Raw genomic sequence first — 15143 nt, 5'->3', positions numbered from 1 at the left:
ACTGCACGAGCAGTATCGGATACCTCGACGGGGCACGCGCGGTCGGCGCGAGGAAAGGGGACCCGCCGAGGTGAGATACCCTGAGACGTGTCACTGATCGACGAAGAAGCCCCCCGTACCGGTGCCCGGACCTACGAGGTCCGCACCTACGGCTGTCAGATGAACGTACACGACTCCGAGCGTCTGTCGGGGTTGTTGGAGGACGCCGGCTTCACCAAGGCCGCGCCCGGCGCGTCACCGGATCTGGTGGTCTTCAACACCTGCGCGGTGCGGGAGAACGCCGACAACAAGCTGTACGGCAATCTGAGTCATCTGCGTCCGGTCAAGGACGACAACCCCGACATGCAGATCGCCGTCGGAGGCTGCCTCGCCCAGAAGGACCGCGACACGGTCGTGAAGAAGGCGCCCTGGGTCGACGTGGTCTTCGGCACGCACAACATCGGCAATCTCCCCGCACTGCTCGAACGCGCGCGGCACAATCGCCGTGCCGAGGTCGAGATCCTCGACGCCCTCGAGGCGTTCCCCTCGACGCTGCCCGCCAAGCGCGAGTCGTCGTACGCCGGATGGGTGTCGATCTCCGTCGGCTGCAACAACACGTGCACCTTCTGCATCGTGCCGTCGCTGCGCGGCAAGGAGGTCGACCGGCGCCCGGGTGACATCCTCGCCGAGGTGCAGGCGCTCGTCGACGAGGGCGTGCTCGAGGTGACACTGCTCGGCCAGAACGTCAACTCCTACGGCCGGTCCTTCGCCGATCCGGAGCAGCCCCGCGACCGGGGCGCCTTCGCGTCGCTGCTGCGCGCGTGCGGCGACATCGAGGGCCTCGAGCGGGTGCGCTTCACGTCCCCGCATCCGGCGGAATTCACCGACGACGTCATCGACGCGATGGCGCAGACCCCCAACGTGTGCCCGCAACTGCACATGCCGCTGCAGTCCGGCAGCGACCGGATCCTGCGCGCCATGCGCCGCTCGTACCGCAAGGAACGCTTCCTTGGCATCATCGAGCGGGTTCGGGCCGCGATGCCGCAAGCCGCGATCACCACCGACATCATCGTCGGTTTCCCCGGTGAGACCGAGGAGGACTTCCAGCAGACCCTCGAGGTCGTCGAGAAGGCGCGTTTCACCAGCGCGTTCACCTTCCAGTACTCGAAGCGTCCCGGCACGCCCGCAGCAGACATGGAGGGTCAGGTCCCCAAGGCCGTAGTGCAGGAGCGCTACAACCGTCTGATCGCGCTGCAGGAACGCATCACCCTCGAGGAGAACCGCAAGCTCGTCGGCACGGAGGTCGAACTGCTCGTCGCGGCGGGGGAGGGTCGCAAGAACGCCGAGACCGCCCGGATGAGCGGGCGTGCCCGCGACGGCCGCCTCGTCCACTTCCGTCCCGAGGGCGCGATCGACACCGCGGTGCGTCCCGGCGACGTCATCACGATCGTCGTCAGCGACGCCGCGCCGCACCACCTCGTCGCGGACACCCCGATCCTCACGCACCGCCGTACACGTGCGGGCGACCACTTCGAACAGGGCCGGTTGCCCAAGACACCGCCGATCGGTGTCGGACTCGGACTGCCGAGCATCGGCGTCCCCGACCCGCTGCCGCCTCAGATGGGATGCAACGCATGACCACCGACAAGCCGCACGATCACCACGCGACGGGTGACGTACGCGCCGAACTCGAAGCCGCCGAACGGAAGGTGGCGACCGACATCGACCCGGGCGCCCGGGCGATGTTCGTCGCGATCGCCGTCCTGATCCTGCTGGCGACCTTCAGCCTGCCCCACGCCGGATCCGCCAACGGGTGGGAGGTGCTGTCCTTCGCCCCGGACGCGACCACCGAGGAGATCGGTCTGCCGTCGCGGCTGTTCGTCGGCTTCGCAGTGGTCTTCGCCGGGCTGGGCTCGATTCTCGCGCTCGTCACCCGCAAGTGGGCGTTGGCGTGGGTGTCCCTGGCCGGCTCGGCGGTGACCATCGTCTTCGGCATGCTCGCGATCTGGTCGCGCCAGACCCTGCCCGTCGAGTCGTCCGCCGCGGGACCGGGATTCGGTCTCGTGATCGGCTGGTTCGCCGTCATGGTGATCGTCTTCCACTGGGCCCGCGTGGTGTGGGCGCGGACCTCGGCCCAGCTCGAGGCCGAGGCCGAGTTGCGGAAGGTCGCAGCACAGCACGAGCGGCCCCGCCTGATGCGCGACGACCCCGAGGCCTGACGCCTCCGGCACGAACACGACGATCCCCCTCTCCCGGACCGGGAGAGGGGGATCGTCCGTCTCGGATGTCGCGGGGTCAGCGCTCGCCGACGGCACCTTCGGCCGCGTCGGCCCACTCGCGCCACTGCGCGGCCTGGGCGAGAGCCTTCTCGGCCTCCTTCGCCCGGCCGGCGGCGGTCGCCTTGGCGGCCTGCTCCTCGAACTGACGCACCCGCTCACGGAACTGGGCCGCACGCGCGAGGGCCTCGGGATCGGTGCGGCGCCACTCGGAATCCGCGGCCTCGCGCACCTTCTTCTCGATGGCCCGCAGACGGCCTTCGAGATCGTGCATGCGCTCGCGCGGCACCTTGCCGATCGCCTCCCACTGGTCCTGCAGCTCGCGCAGGCGCGCCCGGGCACCTTCGAGATCGGCCGACGGGTCGATCGAGGAGGCCACCTCGAGCAGGGCCTCCTTCGCGCGGGCATTCTCCTCGAACTCGGCGTCGCGCTCGGCGTTCGCGGCGTTGCGTGCGGCGAAGAAGACGTCCTGGGCGCCCTTGAACCGCTTCCACAGCTGGTCGTCGGCGTCCTTCGGTGCCCGTCCGGCCGCCTTCCACTCGGCGAGCAGGTCGCGGAAGGCCGCGGCGGTGGCACCCCAGTCGGTGGAGTTCTGCAGCTCCTCCGCCCGGGCGACGAGTTCTTCCTTGCGGCTCTTCGCCGCGGCGCGCTCGCGGTCGAGTTCGGCGAAGTGGGCTCCTCGACGCCGGTTGAACGCCTCGCGTGCCTTCGAATAGCGACGCCACAACACGTCGTCGACCTTCCGGTCGACCCCGCGGATGGTCTTCCACTCCTCGAGGATCTCGCGCAGCCGGTCGCCCGCGGCCTTCCATTGGGTGGATTCGGCGGCGATCGTCTCGGACTCGGCCGCGAGGGCCTCCTTGCGGGCCGTGCTCTCGGCGCGCCGACGCTCCTTTTCCTGCTTGGCGAGAGCCGCAGCCTCCTCGGAGTGCTCGATGATCGCGGTGAGCCGGGCGGCGAGCGCATCGAGATCACCGATGACGGCGGCGGTCGGCAGCGACTCGGCCAGTGCCTCGGCGGCCGCGCGGGTCTTCTTCACGTCGGCGGTGCCGGAGGTCAACCGGGTCTCGAGGATCGCCACCTCGGTGACGAGATCGTCGTAACGGCGTCCGAAGTGCGCGAGGCCCTCGGCGGCGTCGCCTGCCTGCCACGATCCGATGCACCGCTCGCCCTCGCTCGTGCGGACCCATGCGGTGCCGTCCTCGTCGACGCGTCCGAACCGACTCGGATCGCTCGCGGGCACCGCCGGGACGTGGGGGTGCGTCTGGGCCGCGACGGGATGCGGCTTCGGGGGTGCTGCGGTGGAACTGCCGTTCTCTCGGCCCGCGGGGCCGGGCGTCGCAGCATGGGCTCGGGGTGTGGCGGGACCGGGACGCGGGGTCCGCTCCTGCGTCGACTCGCCGGTTCGGTCCTGTGCGTTCGGGTCGCTCATCGATACCTCATCTCTGCCGCGCGGCACGGCTGCCTGGTCGCATGGGTCTACCGCCGGTCGATCCCGGGGCTCCGCGATCGTGTCCGCTCACTATTGAAACAGGTCGTGTCCATGCAGGGCGCCGGGTCCGGTGGACTACGGTTGCCGATGTGTTGACCGCCGCGGCGTTCGTGCCGTCCCCACCGCTGCTCGTCCCCGAGCTCACCGGTCTCGCCGTCTCCGAGACCGACGATCTGCGCGAGGCGGTTCTCGAGGTCGGTCGCAGCCTGTCCGGTGCCGCGGAATGGGTGGTCGTGGGAGCCGAGACGGCCGAACAGACCGTTCCTTCCACCGCGCGCGGAACCTTCCTCGGGTTCGGTGTCGACGTCACGGTGCAGCTCGGTCCTGAGGCCGCCGGTGAACCCGATCCCGCGCTCGCGTTGACCGCGCTGGTGGCCGGCTGGATCCGCGACCGCACGGCACCCGGCACCCACGTGACGACCCACGTGGTGGCCGCCGACGCCGACGCCGCCCACTGCGCCGATCTCGGCCGCGACCTGCGTGCGCAGCTCGACCGCGACGATCTGCCGCGAGCACTGCTCGTCGTCGCGGACGGAGCGACGACCCTCACCGCCAAGGCGCCCGGCGCCTACGATCCGCGCTCGGAGGAGGTCGAGGCGGCCCTGGCCTCAGCGCTCGGCGCCGGCGACACGGAGGTGCTCGCGGCGCTCGACCCCGACCTGTGTTCGGACATCAAGCTGACCGGCCGCGCTGCCTGGCACGTCCTGGCGGCCACCCTCGGAGCGCGCCCGCGCTCGGCGTCCGTCACCTACTCCGCCGCGCCCTACGGCGTGGGCTACCACGTGGGGATCTGGACACCGTGAGCGCAGAAAGCACCGGTCCCGCCGACACGCTCGTACCGATCGCGGTGGTGGGCCCCACCGCCACGGGCAAGTCCGATCTCGGACTGGACCTCGCCGAAGCGCTCGGCGGCGAGATCGTCAACATCGACGCGATGCAGCAGTACCGCGGGATGGACATCGGGACGGCCAAGCTGGCACCGGACGAGCGTCGCGGGATCCCGCACCATCAACTCGACGTCCTCGACGTCACCGAGACCGCGACGGTCGCCCGCTACCAGCAGGCCGCGATCGCCGACGTCGAGGCGATCCTCGGCCGCGGCCGCCTCCCGATCGTCGTCGGCGGATCGATGATGTACGTGCAGGCACTGCTCGACGAATGGCAGTTCCCGGCGACGGATCCGCAGGTCCGTGCCAAGTGGGAGGCGGTGCTCGAGACCGAGGGGCCCGCCGCGGTCCACCGGGCGCTGCAGAGCGCCGATCCCGCCGCCGCGGCGACGATCCTGCCCACCGACGGCCGCCGCATGGTCCGCGCGCTCGAGGTCGTCGAGCTGACCGGGCAACCGTTCACGGCGTCGCAGCCGACGATCGGTGAGCCCCGCTGGGGCACCGTGATCCTGGGCGTCGACCGCGACACCGCCGAACTCGACGACCGCATCGCGCGGCGCACCGACCTGATGTTCGAACGCGGCCTCGTCGACGAGGTGCACGGACTCCTCGAAGTCGGGCTGCACGAGGGCGTCACCGCACGTCGCGCGATCGGCTACGCACAGGTGCTCGCGTACATCGACGGGGAGTACGACCTCGACCACGCACGCGAGCGGACGTTCATCGGGACCCGGCGCTACGTGCGACGGCAACGCTCGTGGTTCCGCCGCGACCCGCGCATCCACTGGCTCGACGGCGCCGACCCCCACCTGCTCGACGTCGCGTTGCGGGCCGTCCGGGACGCACGCACATCACCGGCCTCACCAGCCCGATAAGGTAGCGCGCATGGAGTTCAGCAAAGGGCACGGAACCGAGAACGACTTCGTGATCCTTCCGGATCCCGACGCCCGCCTGGACCTCGACGCAGGCCGGATCGCGGCCCTGTGCGACCGGCGTCGCGGGCTCGGCGCCGACGGTGTGCTCCGCGTGGCCCGGGCCGGGGCACTGGTGTCGGCCGGCGCGCTCGGAGAACTGCCCGAGGGCACCGACGCCGACGACTGGTTCATGGACTACCGCAACGGCGACGGATCCATCGCCGAGATGTGCGGCAACGGTGTGCGGGTGTTCGCGCACTATCTGACCGCGCACGGGTTCGAGGACCGCCGCGAGTTCGTCGTCGGCAGCCGGGCGGGAGGCAAGCCCGTCACCGTGCACGAGACAGGACCGGTCCTCGGCGAGGTGACCGTGGACATGGGGACGGTGCGCACCCTCGGCGAGTCGGCGGCGACCATCGACGGGCGGGTCTATCCGGGCATCGGCATCGACGTCGGCAACCCGCACCTCGCGTGCGTGGACCCGCACCTGAACGACACGAGCCTTGCCGGTCTCGACCTCACCTCGCCCGGCTTCGACCCGGGCTTCTTCCCGCACGGGGTCAACATCGAGTTCCTGACCCCGATCGCGGCCGGGACGGTCCACATGCGCGTCCACGAACGCGGCGTGGGGGAGACCCGCTCGTGCGGAACCGGCACGGTGGCCGCGGCTGCTGCGGCCCTGCGCTTCGACGGCGCATCCGACGGCGCGGTGCAGGTGCGGATCCCCGGTGGCTCGGTCGAGGTGCGCATAGAGAACGGTCGCGCCTGGTTGCGCGGGCCGTCTGTGCTGGTCGCGACGGGAGAACTCGACGACACCTGGTGGTCGGCGCCGATCTGATCGGCGCCGCTCGGCCCGGCCGGCGCGCACTTGGGTACCCCCCGCGCGGATGCGGCAGAAAAACTCGAATGCACCGATTCGGGCTTCGTGACACCATGGAGGTGTATGACGAACACACAGCGCATGCATCGCGCAACCACAGATGACAGCACTCCGACCGCGTACGACGCATCCGGAGGCTGGACCGCCGAGGATCCGTCCGTCGGCGAGATGCAACTCGAAGACCGTAGCGCGTTGCGGCGTGTGGCCGGTCTGTCCACCGAACTCGAGGACATCACCGAGGTCGAATACCGCCAGCTCCGACTCGAGCGTGTCGTGCTCGTCGGTGTCTGGACGGGCGGAACGGCCGCCCAGGCGGAAGCGAGCCTGGCCGAGCTGGCCGCGCTCGCCGAGACTGCGGGCTCCGAGGTCCTCGAAGGCCTGGTCCAACGTCGTGACCGGCCCGATGCCTCCACCTACATCGGCTCCGGCAAAGCCGACGAACTCCGGGAGATCGTCCTGTCCACCGGCGCAGACACCGTGATCTGCGACGGCGAACTCACCCCCGCCCAGCTCACCGCGCTGGAGAAGGTCGTCAAGGTCAAGGTCATCGACCGGACCGCGCTGATCCTCGACATCTTCGCCCAGCACGCCACCTCGCGAGAGGGCAAGGCACAGGTCTCCCTCGCACAGATGGAGTACATGCTCCCGCGTCTGCGTGGCTGGGGCGAATCGATGTCGCGGCAGGCCGGTGGACGTGCCGGCAGCAACGGCGGTGTGGGCCTGCGCGGTCCCGGTGAGACGAAGATCGAGACCGACCGTCGCCGGATCCGTGAGCGGATGGCCAAGCTCCGTCGCGAGATCAAGGCGATGAAGGCCGCGCGCGACACCAAGCGCACCCGGCGTCTGCGCAACAAGATCCCGTCCGTCGCGATCGTGGGATACACCAACGCCGGTAAGTCGAGCCTGCTCAACAAGCTCACCGGCTCCGGTGTCCTGGTGCAGAACGCACTGTTCGCGACCCTCGACCCGACGACCCGCCGGTCGGCGCTGCCCGACGGCCGCGAGTACGTGCTCACCGACACCGTCGGTTTCGTCCGGCACCTCCCGACCCAGCTGGTCGAGGCGTTCCGGTCGACTCTCGAGGAGGTCGCCGACGCCGATGTGCTGCTCCACGTCGTCGACGGCTCCGACCCCATGCCCACCGAGCAGATCAAGGCGGTGCGCGAAGTCGTCACCGAGGTACTCCGCGAATCGGACGCACCGCCGCCGCCGGAACTGATCGTCGTCAACAAGATCGATGCCGCCGACCCGGTCACCCTGACGCAGTTGCGCAGCGCGATCCCCGGCGCGGTGTTCGTCTCCGCGCACACCGGCGTGGGCGTCGAGGAGTTGCAGACCCAGCTCGCGGGTCTGCTCGAGGATCCCGACGTCGAGGTGAAGCTGCTCCTGCCGTACACCCGCGGTGATCTGCTCGCGCGCATCCATTCGGACGGTCAGATCCTGTCGTCCGAGCACGAGGTGGACGGCACGCGGGTGCACGCGAAGGTGCCGGCAGCGCTGGCGTCGGCATTGGTCGACTTCGCGGCCTGATGCGGGTCGTACGCCGGGCGGCGCTGCTCGCTGCCGTCGCGGCGTTCGTGCCGGTCTCGCACGCAGGCGCGCAGGACACCGGGATTCCGGTCGCGGATCTGCCGACCGAGATGCTGTGTACCCCCGACGATCCCGTGCTCACCGAACTGTCCGGCCTCGCGACGATCGGCGACCGGCTGTTCGCGACGCCCGATGCCGGGGAGGACGAACGCATCGTCGAACTCGACGACGATTGCTCGGTGCTGCAACGCGTTCCGTCGCCCGTCGATCCCTACGACGTCGAGGATCTCGCCGCGGGGCCCGACGGCCGGTTGTGGCTCGGGGATCTCGGCGACAACACCCGCGTCCGCGAGACGATCGCGCTCATCTCCCTCGACCCCGACACCGGGCAGGGAGATCTGCACCGGCTGACCTATCCCGACGGTCCCCGCGACGCCGAGACCGTGCTCGTCTCCGCGACAGGCGAACCTGTGATCGTGACGAAGGCGCTGTTCGGCTCGAGCAATGTCTACCGGCCCGCACGCGGACTCACGATCGACGGCCTCCCCGTGCCGGGACCTGCCCCCCTCGAGAGGGTCGGGTCGCTGGCACTCGGACCGTCGGACACCCCCGGCGGTCCCATTCCCGGTGCGTCCTCCTCGATGATCACCGGCGGTGCGGTCAACGCCGACGGGACGGTCGCGGCGGTCCGCACCTACACCGACGTCTACCTGTTCCACGTCCCCGACGGCGATCTCGCGTCCGCTCTGGTCGCCGGTCCGCGCTTCCGCGTCCCGGTCCCGGACGAACCGCAGGGCGAAGCCGTCGCATTCACCGCCGACGGTGACCTGGTCACCGCGTCCGAGCGCGGCGCGGCAGGCACGGAGAATCCACCGATCCGTATCCGTCGCGGTGCGACCGATCTCTTCGCACCCGCGGACGACGATGCCGCGGACGAGATGTCGCCCGCGGCACTGCCGGTCGTCGGTGCGGGCGTGGCCGCCGGAGTCATCGCCCTCGGGGTGCTCGGACTCGTCGTCCGGCGCCGCGCCCGCCGCTGAGATCAGACGCCGCGACCGCGGCCGAGATCAGACGCCGCGACCGCGGCTGAGATCAGGCGTCGAGGTCCGCGGCGACCAGCTCCGCGACCTGCGCGAGGACCGCGTCGTCATCGCACGAGATCGTGACCTGCGTGCCCTTTTCTGCGCCGAGCGTCATGATCATCAGGGCCGAACCGGCGTCGACGGGCTCGCCGCCGTCGACCGCGAGGGTCACGGGGACACCGGCCGCGACCACGGCCTCGGCGATGATCCCTGCAGGACGGGCGTGCAGGCCGATGGACGAACCGACGGCAACGGTGGTGCTGGGCATGGGAATCTCCTTCGTGGTGGGGAAGTGCAGGAAGTCGGGTAGATCAGGCGCGTGCCGCTGTGATCAGGAGCGTGCCGCTGTGATCAGGAGCGTGCCGCTACGGGCTGGGGGTTCGCCTCGTCGGCGGCAACCCGGGCGGGACGCGTGATCGACTTGGCGATACTGACCGCGAGTGCGGCGACCACCGTACCGGCTGCCAGTGCGATCAGGAACCACACGACGCGGTCCATCGCGAACAGCACGAACAATCCGCCGTGGGGAGCGGTGAGCGTGACACCCGTCGCCATGACGATGCCGCCGGTCACGGCGCCGCCGAGCATCATCGACGGGATGACCCGGAACGGGTCGGCCGCCGCGAACGGGATGGCGCCCTCCGAGATGAACGATGCACCGAGCAGCCAGGCGGCCTTGCCGTTCTCGCGTTCGGCCATGCTGTAGAGACGCGGACGCACCAGCGACGACAGTGCCATGGCGAGCGGCGGAACCATACCGGCGGCCATGACCGCCGCCATGATCTCGAGCGAACCGGTGTTGGCGACGTCGAGACCCGCGACCGCGAAGGCGTAGGCGGCCTTGTTGACCGGTCCGCCGAGGTCGAAGCACATCATCAGGCCGAGGATCGCACCGAGCAGCACCGCGGAACCACCGGACAGACCGTTGAGCCAGTCGGTGAGACCGGTCGTGATCGCGGCAAGCGGGCGACCGAGCAGCAGGAACATGAGCCCACCGACGATCAGGCTCGCGAGCAGCGGGATGATCACCACAGGCATCAGGCCACGAGCCCAAATGGGCAGCGGGATACGGCCGACCCACAGGGCCGCGAAGCCGGCGATGATGCCGCCGACCAGACCGCCGATGAAACCGGCGCCGACGAAGACGGCCACCGCACCGGCGGTGAAGCCCGGAGCCAGACCCGGACGGTCCGCGATCGCGAAGGCGATGTACCCGGCCAGTGCCGGGACGAGGAACGAGAACGCCAACGAGCCGATCTGGTACAGCACCGCACCGAGATAAGTGCCGAGCCCACCCTCGGGAAGGTTGGTGAGCGTGTTGTCGAGGACGATGTCGGCGGCCGAGTCGGTGATGTCGGGACCGGCGAGCAGGAAGCCCAGAGCGATGAGCAGACCACCGGCCGCGACGAACGGGATCATGTAACTCACACCGGTGAGCAGGATCTGCCGCAGCCGGGTACCCCAACCGAGGTCGCTGCCGCTCTCCGACTCACCCGCCGGGGCGCCCGCGGTGCCCTCGACGGTGCGTGCGGACGGATCGGTGGCGGCCCGCAGGGCCTCGTCGACCATGGTGTCCGGTTCGTTGATCGCGCGCTTCACGCCCGATGCGATCACGGGCTTCCCGGCGAACCGTTCGCGGCCCTTGACCCCCACGTCGGTGGCGAAGATGACGGCGTCGGCGCCGGCGATCACGTCGGGGGGCAGGGGAGTGCTGCCGCTCGATCCCTGCGTCTCCACCCGGACCGTCACGCCCGCGCGTTCACCGGCGGCGGCCAGCGCATCGGCGGCCATGTAGGTGTGCGCGATACCGGTCGGGCACGCGGTGACCGCGACGATCGTGCGGCCTCCGGGCTGTTCCGCGCTCTGCGGAGGCGCGACCGCCGGCTTCGCAGCGGCTGTCGGTGACGGCTGTTCCGGCGCTGCGGTCGAGCCGGCAGGAGCGCTGCCCGACGACTCCGGTCGGGGCGGGAGGACGTCCTCGACCAGCGCGATGACCTCGTCCGCGGACGCGGCCGCGCGCAGCGACGCGACGAAGTCCGGGCGCACGAGTGCACGAGCGAGAGCGGTGAGCAGCTTCATGTGGTCGCCGCCCGCACCTTCGGGCGCGGCAATGAGGAAGACGAGGTCGGCGGGTCCGTCGGGCGCACCGAAGTCGGCCTTCGGGGACAGCCGGGCGAAACCGAGCGACGGCGTGGTCACCGCTTCGCTGCGTGCGTGCGGGATCGCGATCCCGCCGGGAAGGCCGGTGGCGGACTTGGCCTCCCGTTCGAGAACGGCCGCGGTGAGTGCGTCGGCGTCGGATGCGCGACCGTTCGCTGCGAGACGCTCGGCGAGCGCGGCGATGACGGAGTTCTTGTCGGATCCCAGGTCTACATCGAGCGAGACGAGTTCCGTGCCGATGATCGAGGAACCGCCTGCGGAGTCGGAGGTGGTGTCGGACATGACGTTCCTTAGGAGTGGGAGGGGAGCGGTCGGGGTCGGCGGTGGACGTCGGTGACGTGCACTCGGGATGGATCGACGGAATCGGGTGTGGGCAGGGCTGTTCCGGGGAGCATGACGGCTGCAGTTCCGTACGCCACGGCGAGGCGCAGGCACTCGTCGGGGGTGTGACCGGCCTGCTCGGCGAGCAGATATCCGGCGAGCGACGAGTCGCCCGCGCCGACCGTGCTGCGGACCGTGACGTCGTCGGCGGTGGCCCGCCACGCGCCGGTGGCGGTGACCAGCACCGCGCCCGCACCGCCGAGGGTCGCGAGTACCGCGCCGACCCCGCGTTCCACCAGCACCCGTCCCGCGTCGACCACGGCGCCGACGTCTCCTGCGGCGGCGCCGGATTCGAGTTCGTGGGCGTCCGCGCCGGTGAGCTGGGCCAGTTCGTCGGCGTTCGGCTTGATCACGTCCGGGGCCGCCGCGGGGAACCGCTCGGCGAGGGCGAGCAGTGGCCGCTCGGAGGTGTCGACCGCGATGCGGCATCCGAGACCGCGCAGGGCACCCACGAGATCGGCGTACCACGACTCGGGCACACCGGGAGGAAGAGAACCGGACAGGACGGTCCACGCGGCTCCCTGCGCGCATTCCAGCAGGACTGCGTGCAACTCGCCGAGTGTGCTTCCGGTGCAGGGGGTTCCGGGTTCGTTGAGTTTGGTCGTGGTGCCGTCGGGTTCGGCGACGGTGATGTTGTTGCGCGTCGGCCCGGAGGTGGGCACGGCCCGATGGGCGATGCCCTGCTCGTCCAGCGCGGCGAGCAGAGGATCGCCGGCGTTGGCCGGGAGAACGGCGACGACCTCGGTCGTCGCGGCGTGCAGCACACGCGCGACGTTGATCCCCTTGCCGCCCGGATCGACGGTGGATCGCTCGGTGCGATGCACCTTCCCGCGCTCGAGCGGGCCCGTCAGCCCGACCGTGCGATCGAGACTGGGGTTGGCCGTGAGCGTGACGATCATGTCGTCACCACCTCGATTCCGTGTTCGATGAGTTGCCGACGGTCGGTGTCGTCGAGATCGGTGTCGGTGACCAGAACGTCGATCGGTTCGAGCGACGCGAAGCTCAGCAGATTGCGCCGACCGACCTTCGACGAATCGGCGACCACGACGACCCGGTCGGCGGTGCGCACCATCGCGCGCTTGACCGCGGCCTCGTCGGCGTCGGGGGTGGACAGGCCGTGGTCGATGCTCAGCGCGTTGGTGCCGATGAAGGCCACGTCGACGTGCACCGTCGACAAGGTGGCGAGGGCCTCGGCACCCACCGCGGCCTGCGTGACACCGCGGACGCGACCGCCGAGCAGGTGCAGCTGCACGGTGCTCATTGCGGCGAGGCGCGCGGCGATCGGCACCGAGTTGGTGACGACGGTGAGGTCGAGCTCGGGCGGCAGCGCTCCGACGATCCTGCCGGTCGTGGTGCCGGCGTCGAAGAGCACGCTTCCGCCGGACGGCGGGAGGAAGGACGTCGCGGCGGCGGCGATGCGGTCCTTGTGTTCGGCGCGGGTGTGTTCGCGCTCGGAGAGGGCAGGCTCGGCCACCGAGAGCGAGGCGGCCGGGATCGCGCCGCCGTGAACCCGCCGCACGAGCCCCAGGCGTTCGAGGTGTGCGAGGTCGCGGCGCACGGTCTCGGTGGTGACGCCGTACCGGTCGGCGAGCACTGCGACCGACACGCGGCCACGTGCCGCCACCAGTGCTGCGATCGCCTGCTGCCGTTCCTCTGCGTACACCGACACTCCTGGGGGTACCCGATCTGTGGGGAAAACAATGTTGGTTTATGTTGTTTTACGCCCGTCCGTGTTGACATGTCAAGGCTTCCGAGTAATCTGAGTCACAACGAACTACTGCGGTGAGGAGATCTCCATGGAGCAGTCGGCGTCCGTCCTGCACGGCACCCCCGTCGTCCCCGGTATCGGATACGGGCCGGTCATCCGTCCCGTCGCGCGTCCTGTGGTCCCGGCGCAGGGCGCCTCGATCCCCGACACGGCGCGCGAGGCCGAGGTGGGCCGGTTCGAGGACGCCGCGAAGGTCGTGGCCGAGCGGCTGCGCGCCCGCGCCTCGCGTGCATCGGGTGCCGCGGCAGAAGTGCTCCAAGCCACCGCTGTGCTGGTCGAGGACCGCGCCTGGCGCGGGGCGACCGCGACGAAGATCCGGTCCGGGTCCGACGCGGTCGGTGCCACCGTCGCCGCCACCGACCAGTTCGCGGCCCTGTTCGAGAAGATGGGCGGGCTGCAGTCCGAGCGGGTCACCGACCTGCTCGACATCCGCGACCGCGTGATCGCCGAACTGCAGGGCGCCCCCGAACCCGGTCTCGAGATGCCCGATTCGCCGTCCGTGCTCCTCGCGGCCGATCTCGCACCCGCCGACACCGCCGGACTCGACCCGTCCGTCGTCGTCGCGCTGGCCACCTCCCTCGGAGGACCCACGAGCCACACCGCGATCATCGCGCGCCAGCTCGGCATCCCGTGTGTCGTCGCGGTGGCAGGTCTCGACGACGTCCCTGCCGGCACCGAGGTGCTGGTCGACGGCGCGACGGGCCGGATCGTGATCTCCCCGGACAGCGCCGAGGCCGCAGCCGAGGTCGAACGCGACCGCGTCGAGCGCGAGCGGGTGGCGGGCTGGTCCGGTCCCGGCGCCACCGCCGACGGTCACCCGGTCGAGATCCTCGCCAACGTGCAGGACGGATCGGGTGCCCGTGCGGCGCGCCGGACGCCGGCGCAGGGCGTCGGACTGTTCCGCACCGAGTTGTGTTTCCTCGACCGCGACACCGAACCGACGGTGGACGAGCAGGCCGACATCTATGCAGAGGTCTTCGAGGCGTTCGAGGGACGGAAGGTCGTCCTGCGGACCCTCGACGCCGGCTCCGACAAGCCCCTCCGGTTCGCCAACCACCCCGACGAACACAATCCCGCCCTCGGCGTCCGCGGTATCCGCATCACGACCACGGCGCCGGGAGTCCTCGATCGTCAGCTCGACGCGGTGGCCGCCGCGGCCTCGCGCACCGGCGCCATGCCGTGGGTCATGGCACCGATGGTGGCGACCGTCTCGGAGGCGGCCGATTTCGCCGCGCGGGTGCGCGAGCGCGGGCTGTCTTCCGGCGTCATGATCGAGGTTCCGTCCGCGGCGCTGCTCGCCGATCGGTTGCTCGAACACCTGGACTTCCTGTCGATCGGCACCAACGACCTCGCCCAGTACACGATGGCGGCCGATCGGATGTCGCCGCAGCTGGCCGCACTCACCGACCCGTGGCAGCCCGCGGTGCTCGCACTCGTGGCCCGCGCAGCGCAGGCCGGGGCGGCCGCGAGCAAGCCGGTGGGGGTGTGCGGCGAGGCGGCGGCCGACCCGCTCCTCGCCTGCGTCCTGACCGGAATGGGCGTGACGTCCCTGTCGTGCGCCGCGTCGGCGGTGACGGGTGTCGGCGCCCGGCTCTCCTCGGTCCCGATGGACCGTTGCCGTGAGGCGGCCGAGGCGGTCCTCGCGAGCGACGACCCCGTCGCGGCACGTGCCGTGGCAGCGAAACTGCTGGACTGAGCGGCGCGGCCGGGACGGCCTGTTCTACGCGGCCGGGACGGCCTGTTCTACGCGGCCGGGGCGGTCTGTTCTACGCCGATGAGGCTGCCGGTTCTACG

General features: G+C 70.7%; 13 protein-coding genes. 8 read left to right on the top strand and 5 right to left on the bottom strand.

Translation table 11 applies throughout. The annotated features are described in order from the left end of the window. Positions 1-87: 87 nt before the first annotated feature. Both miaB and AC6CID_RS16530 read left to right on the top strand, forming a co-directional pair. On the top strand, positions 88-1617 hold the full coding sequence (gene miaB / locus AC6CID_RS16535; RefSeq protein WP_498354209.1) for a tRNA (N6-isopentenyl adenosine(37)-C2)-methylthiotransferase MiaB: 1530 nt from the start codon (positions 88-90) through the stop codon (positions 1615-1617). Then, complete coding sequence (locus AC6CID_RS16530) at positions 1605-2198, top strand: Rv2732c family membrane protein (RefSeq protein WP_064060787.1); 594 nt, start codon at positions 1605-1607, stop codon at positions 2196-2198. The genes miaB and AC6CID_RS16530 overlap by 13 nt, the downstream gene beginning before the upstream one ends. 76 nt (positions 2199-2274) lie before the next feature. Here AC6CID_RS16530 and AC6CID_RS16525 read toward each other — a convergent pair whose 3' ends face one another. After that, the gene (locus AC6CID_RS16525) at positions 2275-3687 is read right to left on the bottom strand and encodes a DUF349 domain-containing protein (RefSeq protein ID WP_019289176.1); all 1413 of its coding nucleotides are present in this window, start codon (positions 3685-3687) and stop codon (positions 2275-2277) included. Positions 3688-3836: 149 nt separating this feature from the next. Between AC6CID_RS16525 and AC6CID_RS16520 the strand changes: the two genes are divergently transcribed. From AC6CID_RS16520 to AC6CID_RS16500, 5 genes are all read left to right on the top strand, one after another. Continuing rightward, positions 3837-4550, top strand: coding sequence for a class III extradiol ring-cleavage dioxygenase family protein (locus tag AC6CID_RS16520; protein WP_064060789.1), 714 nt, complete (start codon positions 3837-3839; stop codon positions 4548-4550). After that, a complete protein-coding gene (gene miaA, locus AC6CID_RS16515; RefSeq protein ID WP_064060790.1) occupies positions 4547-5509 on the top strand; it encodes a tRNA (adenosine(37)-N6)-dimethylallyltransferase MiaA in 963 nt (320 codons plus the stop codon). The genes AC6CID_RS16520 and miaA overlap by 4 nt, the downstream gene beginning before the upstream one ends. 10 nt (positions 5510-5519) lie before the next feature. Then, the gene (gene dapF, locus AC6CID_RS16510) at positions 5520-6386 is read left to right on the top strand and encodes a diaminopimelate epimerase (protein ID WP_006551305.1); all 867 of its coding nucleotides are present in this window, start codon (positions 5520-5522) and stop codon (positions 6384-6386) included. Positions 6387-6491: 105 nt separating this feature from the next. Beyond that, positions 6492-7958, top strand: a complete 1467-nt coding sequence (hflX, locus tag AC6CID_RS16505; RefSeq protein ID WP_006551306.1) for a GTPase HflX — start codon at positions 6492-6494, stop codon at positions 7956-7958. Beyond that, positions 7958-8998 carry a hypothetical protein gene (locus tag AC6CID_RS16500; RefSeq protein WP_064060791.1) on the top strand — a complete coding sequence of 347 codons (1041 nt, stop codon included), beginning with the start codon at positions 7958-7960 and terminating at the stop codon, positions 8996-8998. Before hflX ends, AC6CID_RS16500 begins: the two co-directional genes overlap by 1 nt. 52 nt (positions 8999-9050) lie before the next feature. Here the strand turns inward: AC6CID_RS16500 and AC6CID_RS16495 are convergent, their stop codons facing one another. From AC6CID_RS16495 to AC6CID_RS16480, 4 genes are all read right to left on the bottom strand, one after another. Beyond that, positions 9051-9308 carry an HPr family phosphocarrier protein gene (locus tag AC6CID_RS16495; RefSeq protein WP_006551308.1) on the bottom strand — a complete coding sequence of 86 codons (258 nt, stop codon included), beginning with the start codon at positions 9306-9308 and terminating at the stop codon, positions 9051-9053. A gap of 83 nt (positions 9309-9391) precedes the next feature. After that, on the bottom strand, positions 9392-11482 hold the full coding sequence (locus AC6CID_RS16490; protein ID WP_498354208.1) for a PTS fructose transporter subunit IIABC: 2091 nt from the start codon (positions 11480-11482) through the stop codon (positions 9392-9394). Positions 11483-11490: 8 nt separating this feature from the next. Next, positions 11491-12480 (bottom strand): 1-phosphofructokinase, encoded by a 990-nt coding sequence (pfkB, locus tag AC6CID_RS16485; protein WP_064060792.1) that lies wholly within the window; start codon positions 12478-12480, stop codon positions 11491-11493. Next, positions 12477-13244, bottom strand: coding sequence for a DeoR/GlpR family DNA-binding transcription regulator (locus tag AC6CID_RS16480; RefSeq protein ID WP_064060812.1), 768 nt, complete (start codon positions 13242-13244; stop codon positions 12477-12479). Before AC6CID_RS16480 ends, pfkB begins: the two co-directional genes overlap by 4 nt. A gap of 133 nt (positions 13245-13377) precedes the next feature. Between AC6CID_RS16480 and ptsP the strand changes: the two genes are divergently transcribed. After that, positions 13378-15045 (top strand): phosphoenolpyruvate--protein phosphotransferase, encoded by a 1668-nt coding sequence (gene ptsP / locus AC6CID_RS16475; RefSeq protein ID WP_064060793.1) that lies wholly within the window; start codon positions 13378-13380, stop codon positions 15043-15045. The last annotated feature ends 98 nt before the right edge of the window (positions 15046-15143 follow it).

It is taken from the genome of Rhodococcus sp. GQ147 (assembly GCF_059759155.1).
This window is presented reverse-complemented; position numbering and strand designations above follow the sequence as displayed.

What these genes read in the sequence shown, in the direction of transcription:
- AC6CID_RS16530 (WP_064060787.1), top strand. Translation starts at nt 1,605, where the DNA reads ATGCAACGCATGACCACCGACAAGCCGCACGATCACCACGCGACGGGT.
- AC6CID_RS16525 (WP_019289176.1), bottom strand. Translation starts at nt 3,687, where the DNA reads ATGAGCGACCCGAACGCACAGGACCGAACCGGCGAGTCGACGCAGGAG.
- dapF (WP_006551305.1), top strand. Translation starts at nt 5,520, where the DNA reads ATGGAGTTCAGCAAAGGGCACGGAACCGAGAACGACTTCGTGATCCTT.
- hflX (WP_006551306.1), top strand. Translation starts at nt 6,492, where the DNA reads ATGACGAACACACAGCGCATGCATCGCGCAACCACAGATGACAGCACT.
- AC6CID_RS16500 (WP_064060791.1), top strand. Translation starts at nt 7,958, where the DNA reads ATGCGGGTCGTACGCCGGGCGGCGCTGCTCGCTGCCGTCGCGGCGTTC.
- AC6CID_RS16495 (WP_006551308.1), bottom strand. Translation starts at nt 9,308, where the DNA reads ATGCCCAGCACCACCGTTGCCGTCGGTTCGTCCATCGGCCTGCACGCC.
- AC6CID_RS16490 (WP_498354208.1), bottom strand. Translation starts at nt 11,482, where the DNA reads ATGTCCGACACCACCTCCGACTCCGCAGGCGGTTCCTCGATCATCGGC.
- pfkB (WP_064060792.1), bottom strand. Translation starts at nt 12,480, where the DNA reads ATGATCGTCACGCTCACGGCCAACCCCAGTCTCGATCGCACGGTCGGG.
- ptsP (WP_064060793.1), top strand. Translation starts at nt 13,378, where the DNA reads ATGGAGCAGTCGGCGTCCGTCCTGCACGGCACCCCCGTCGTCCCCGGT.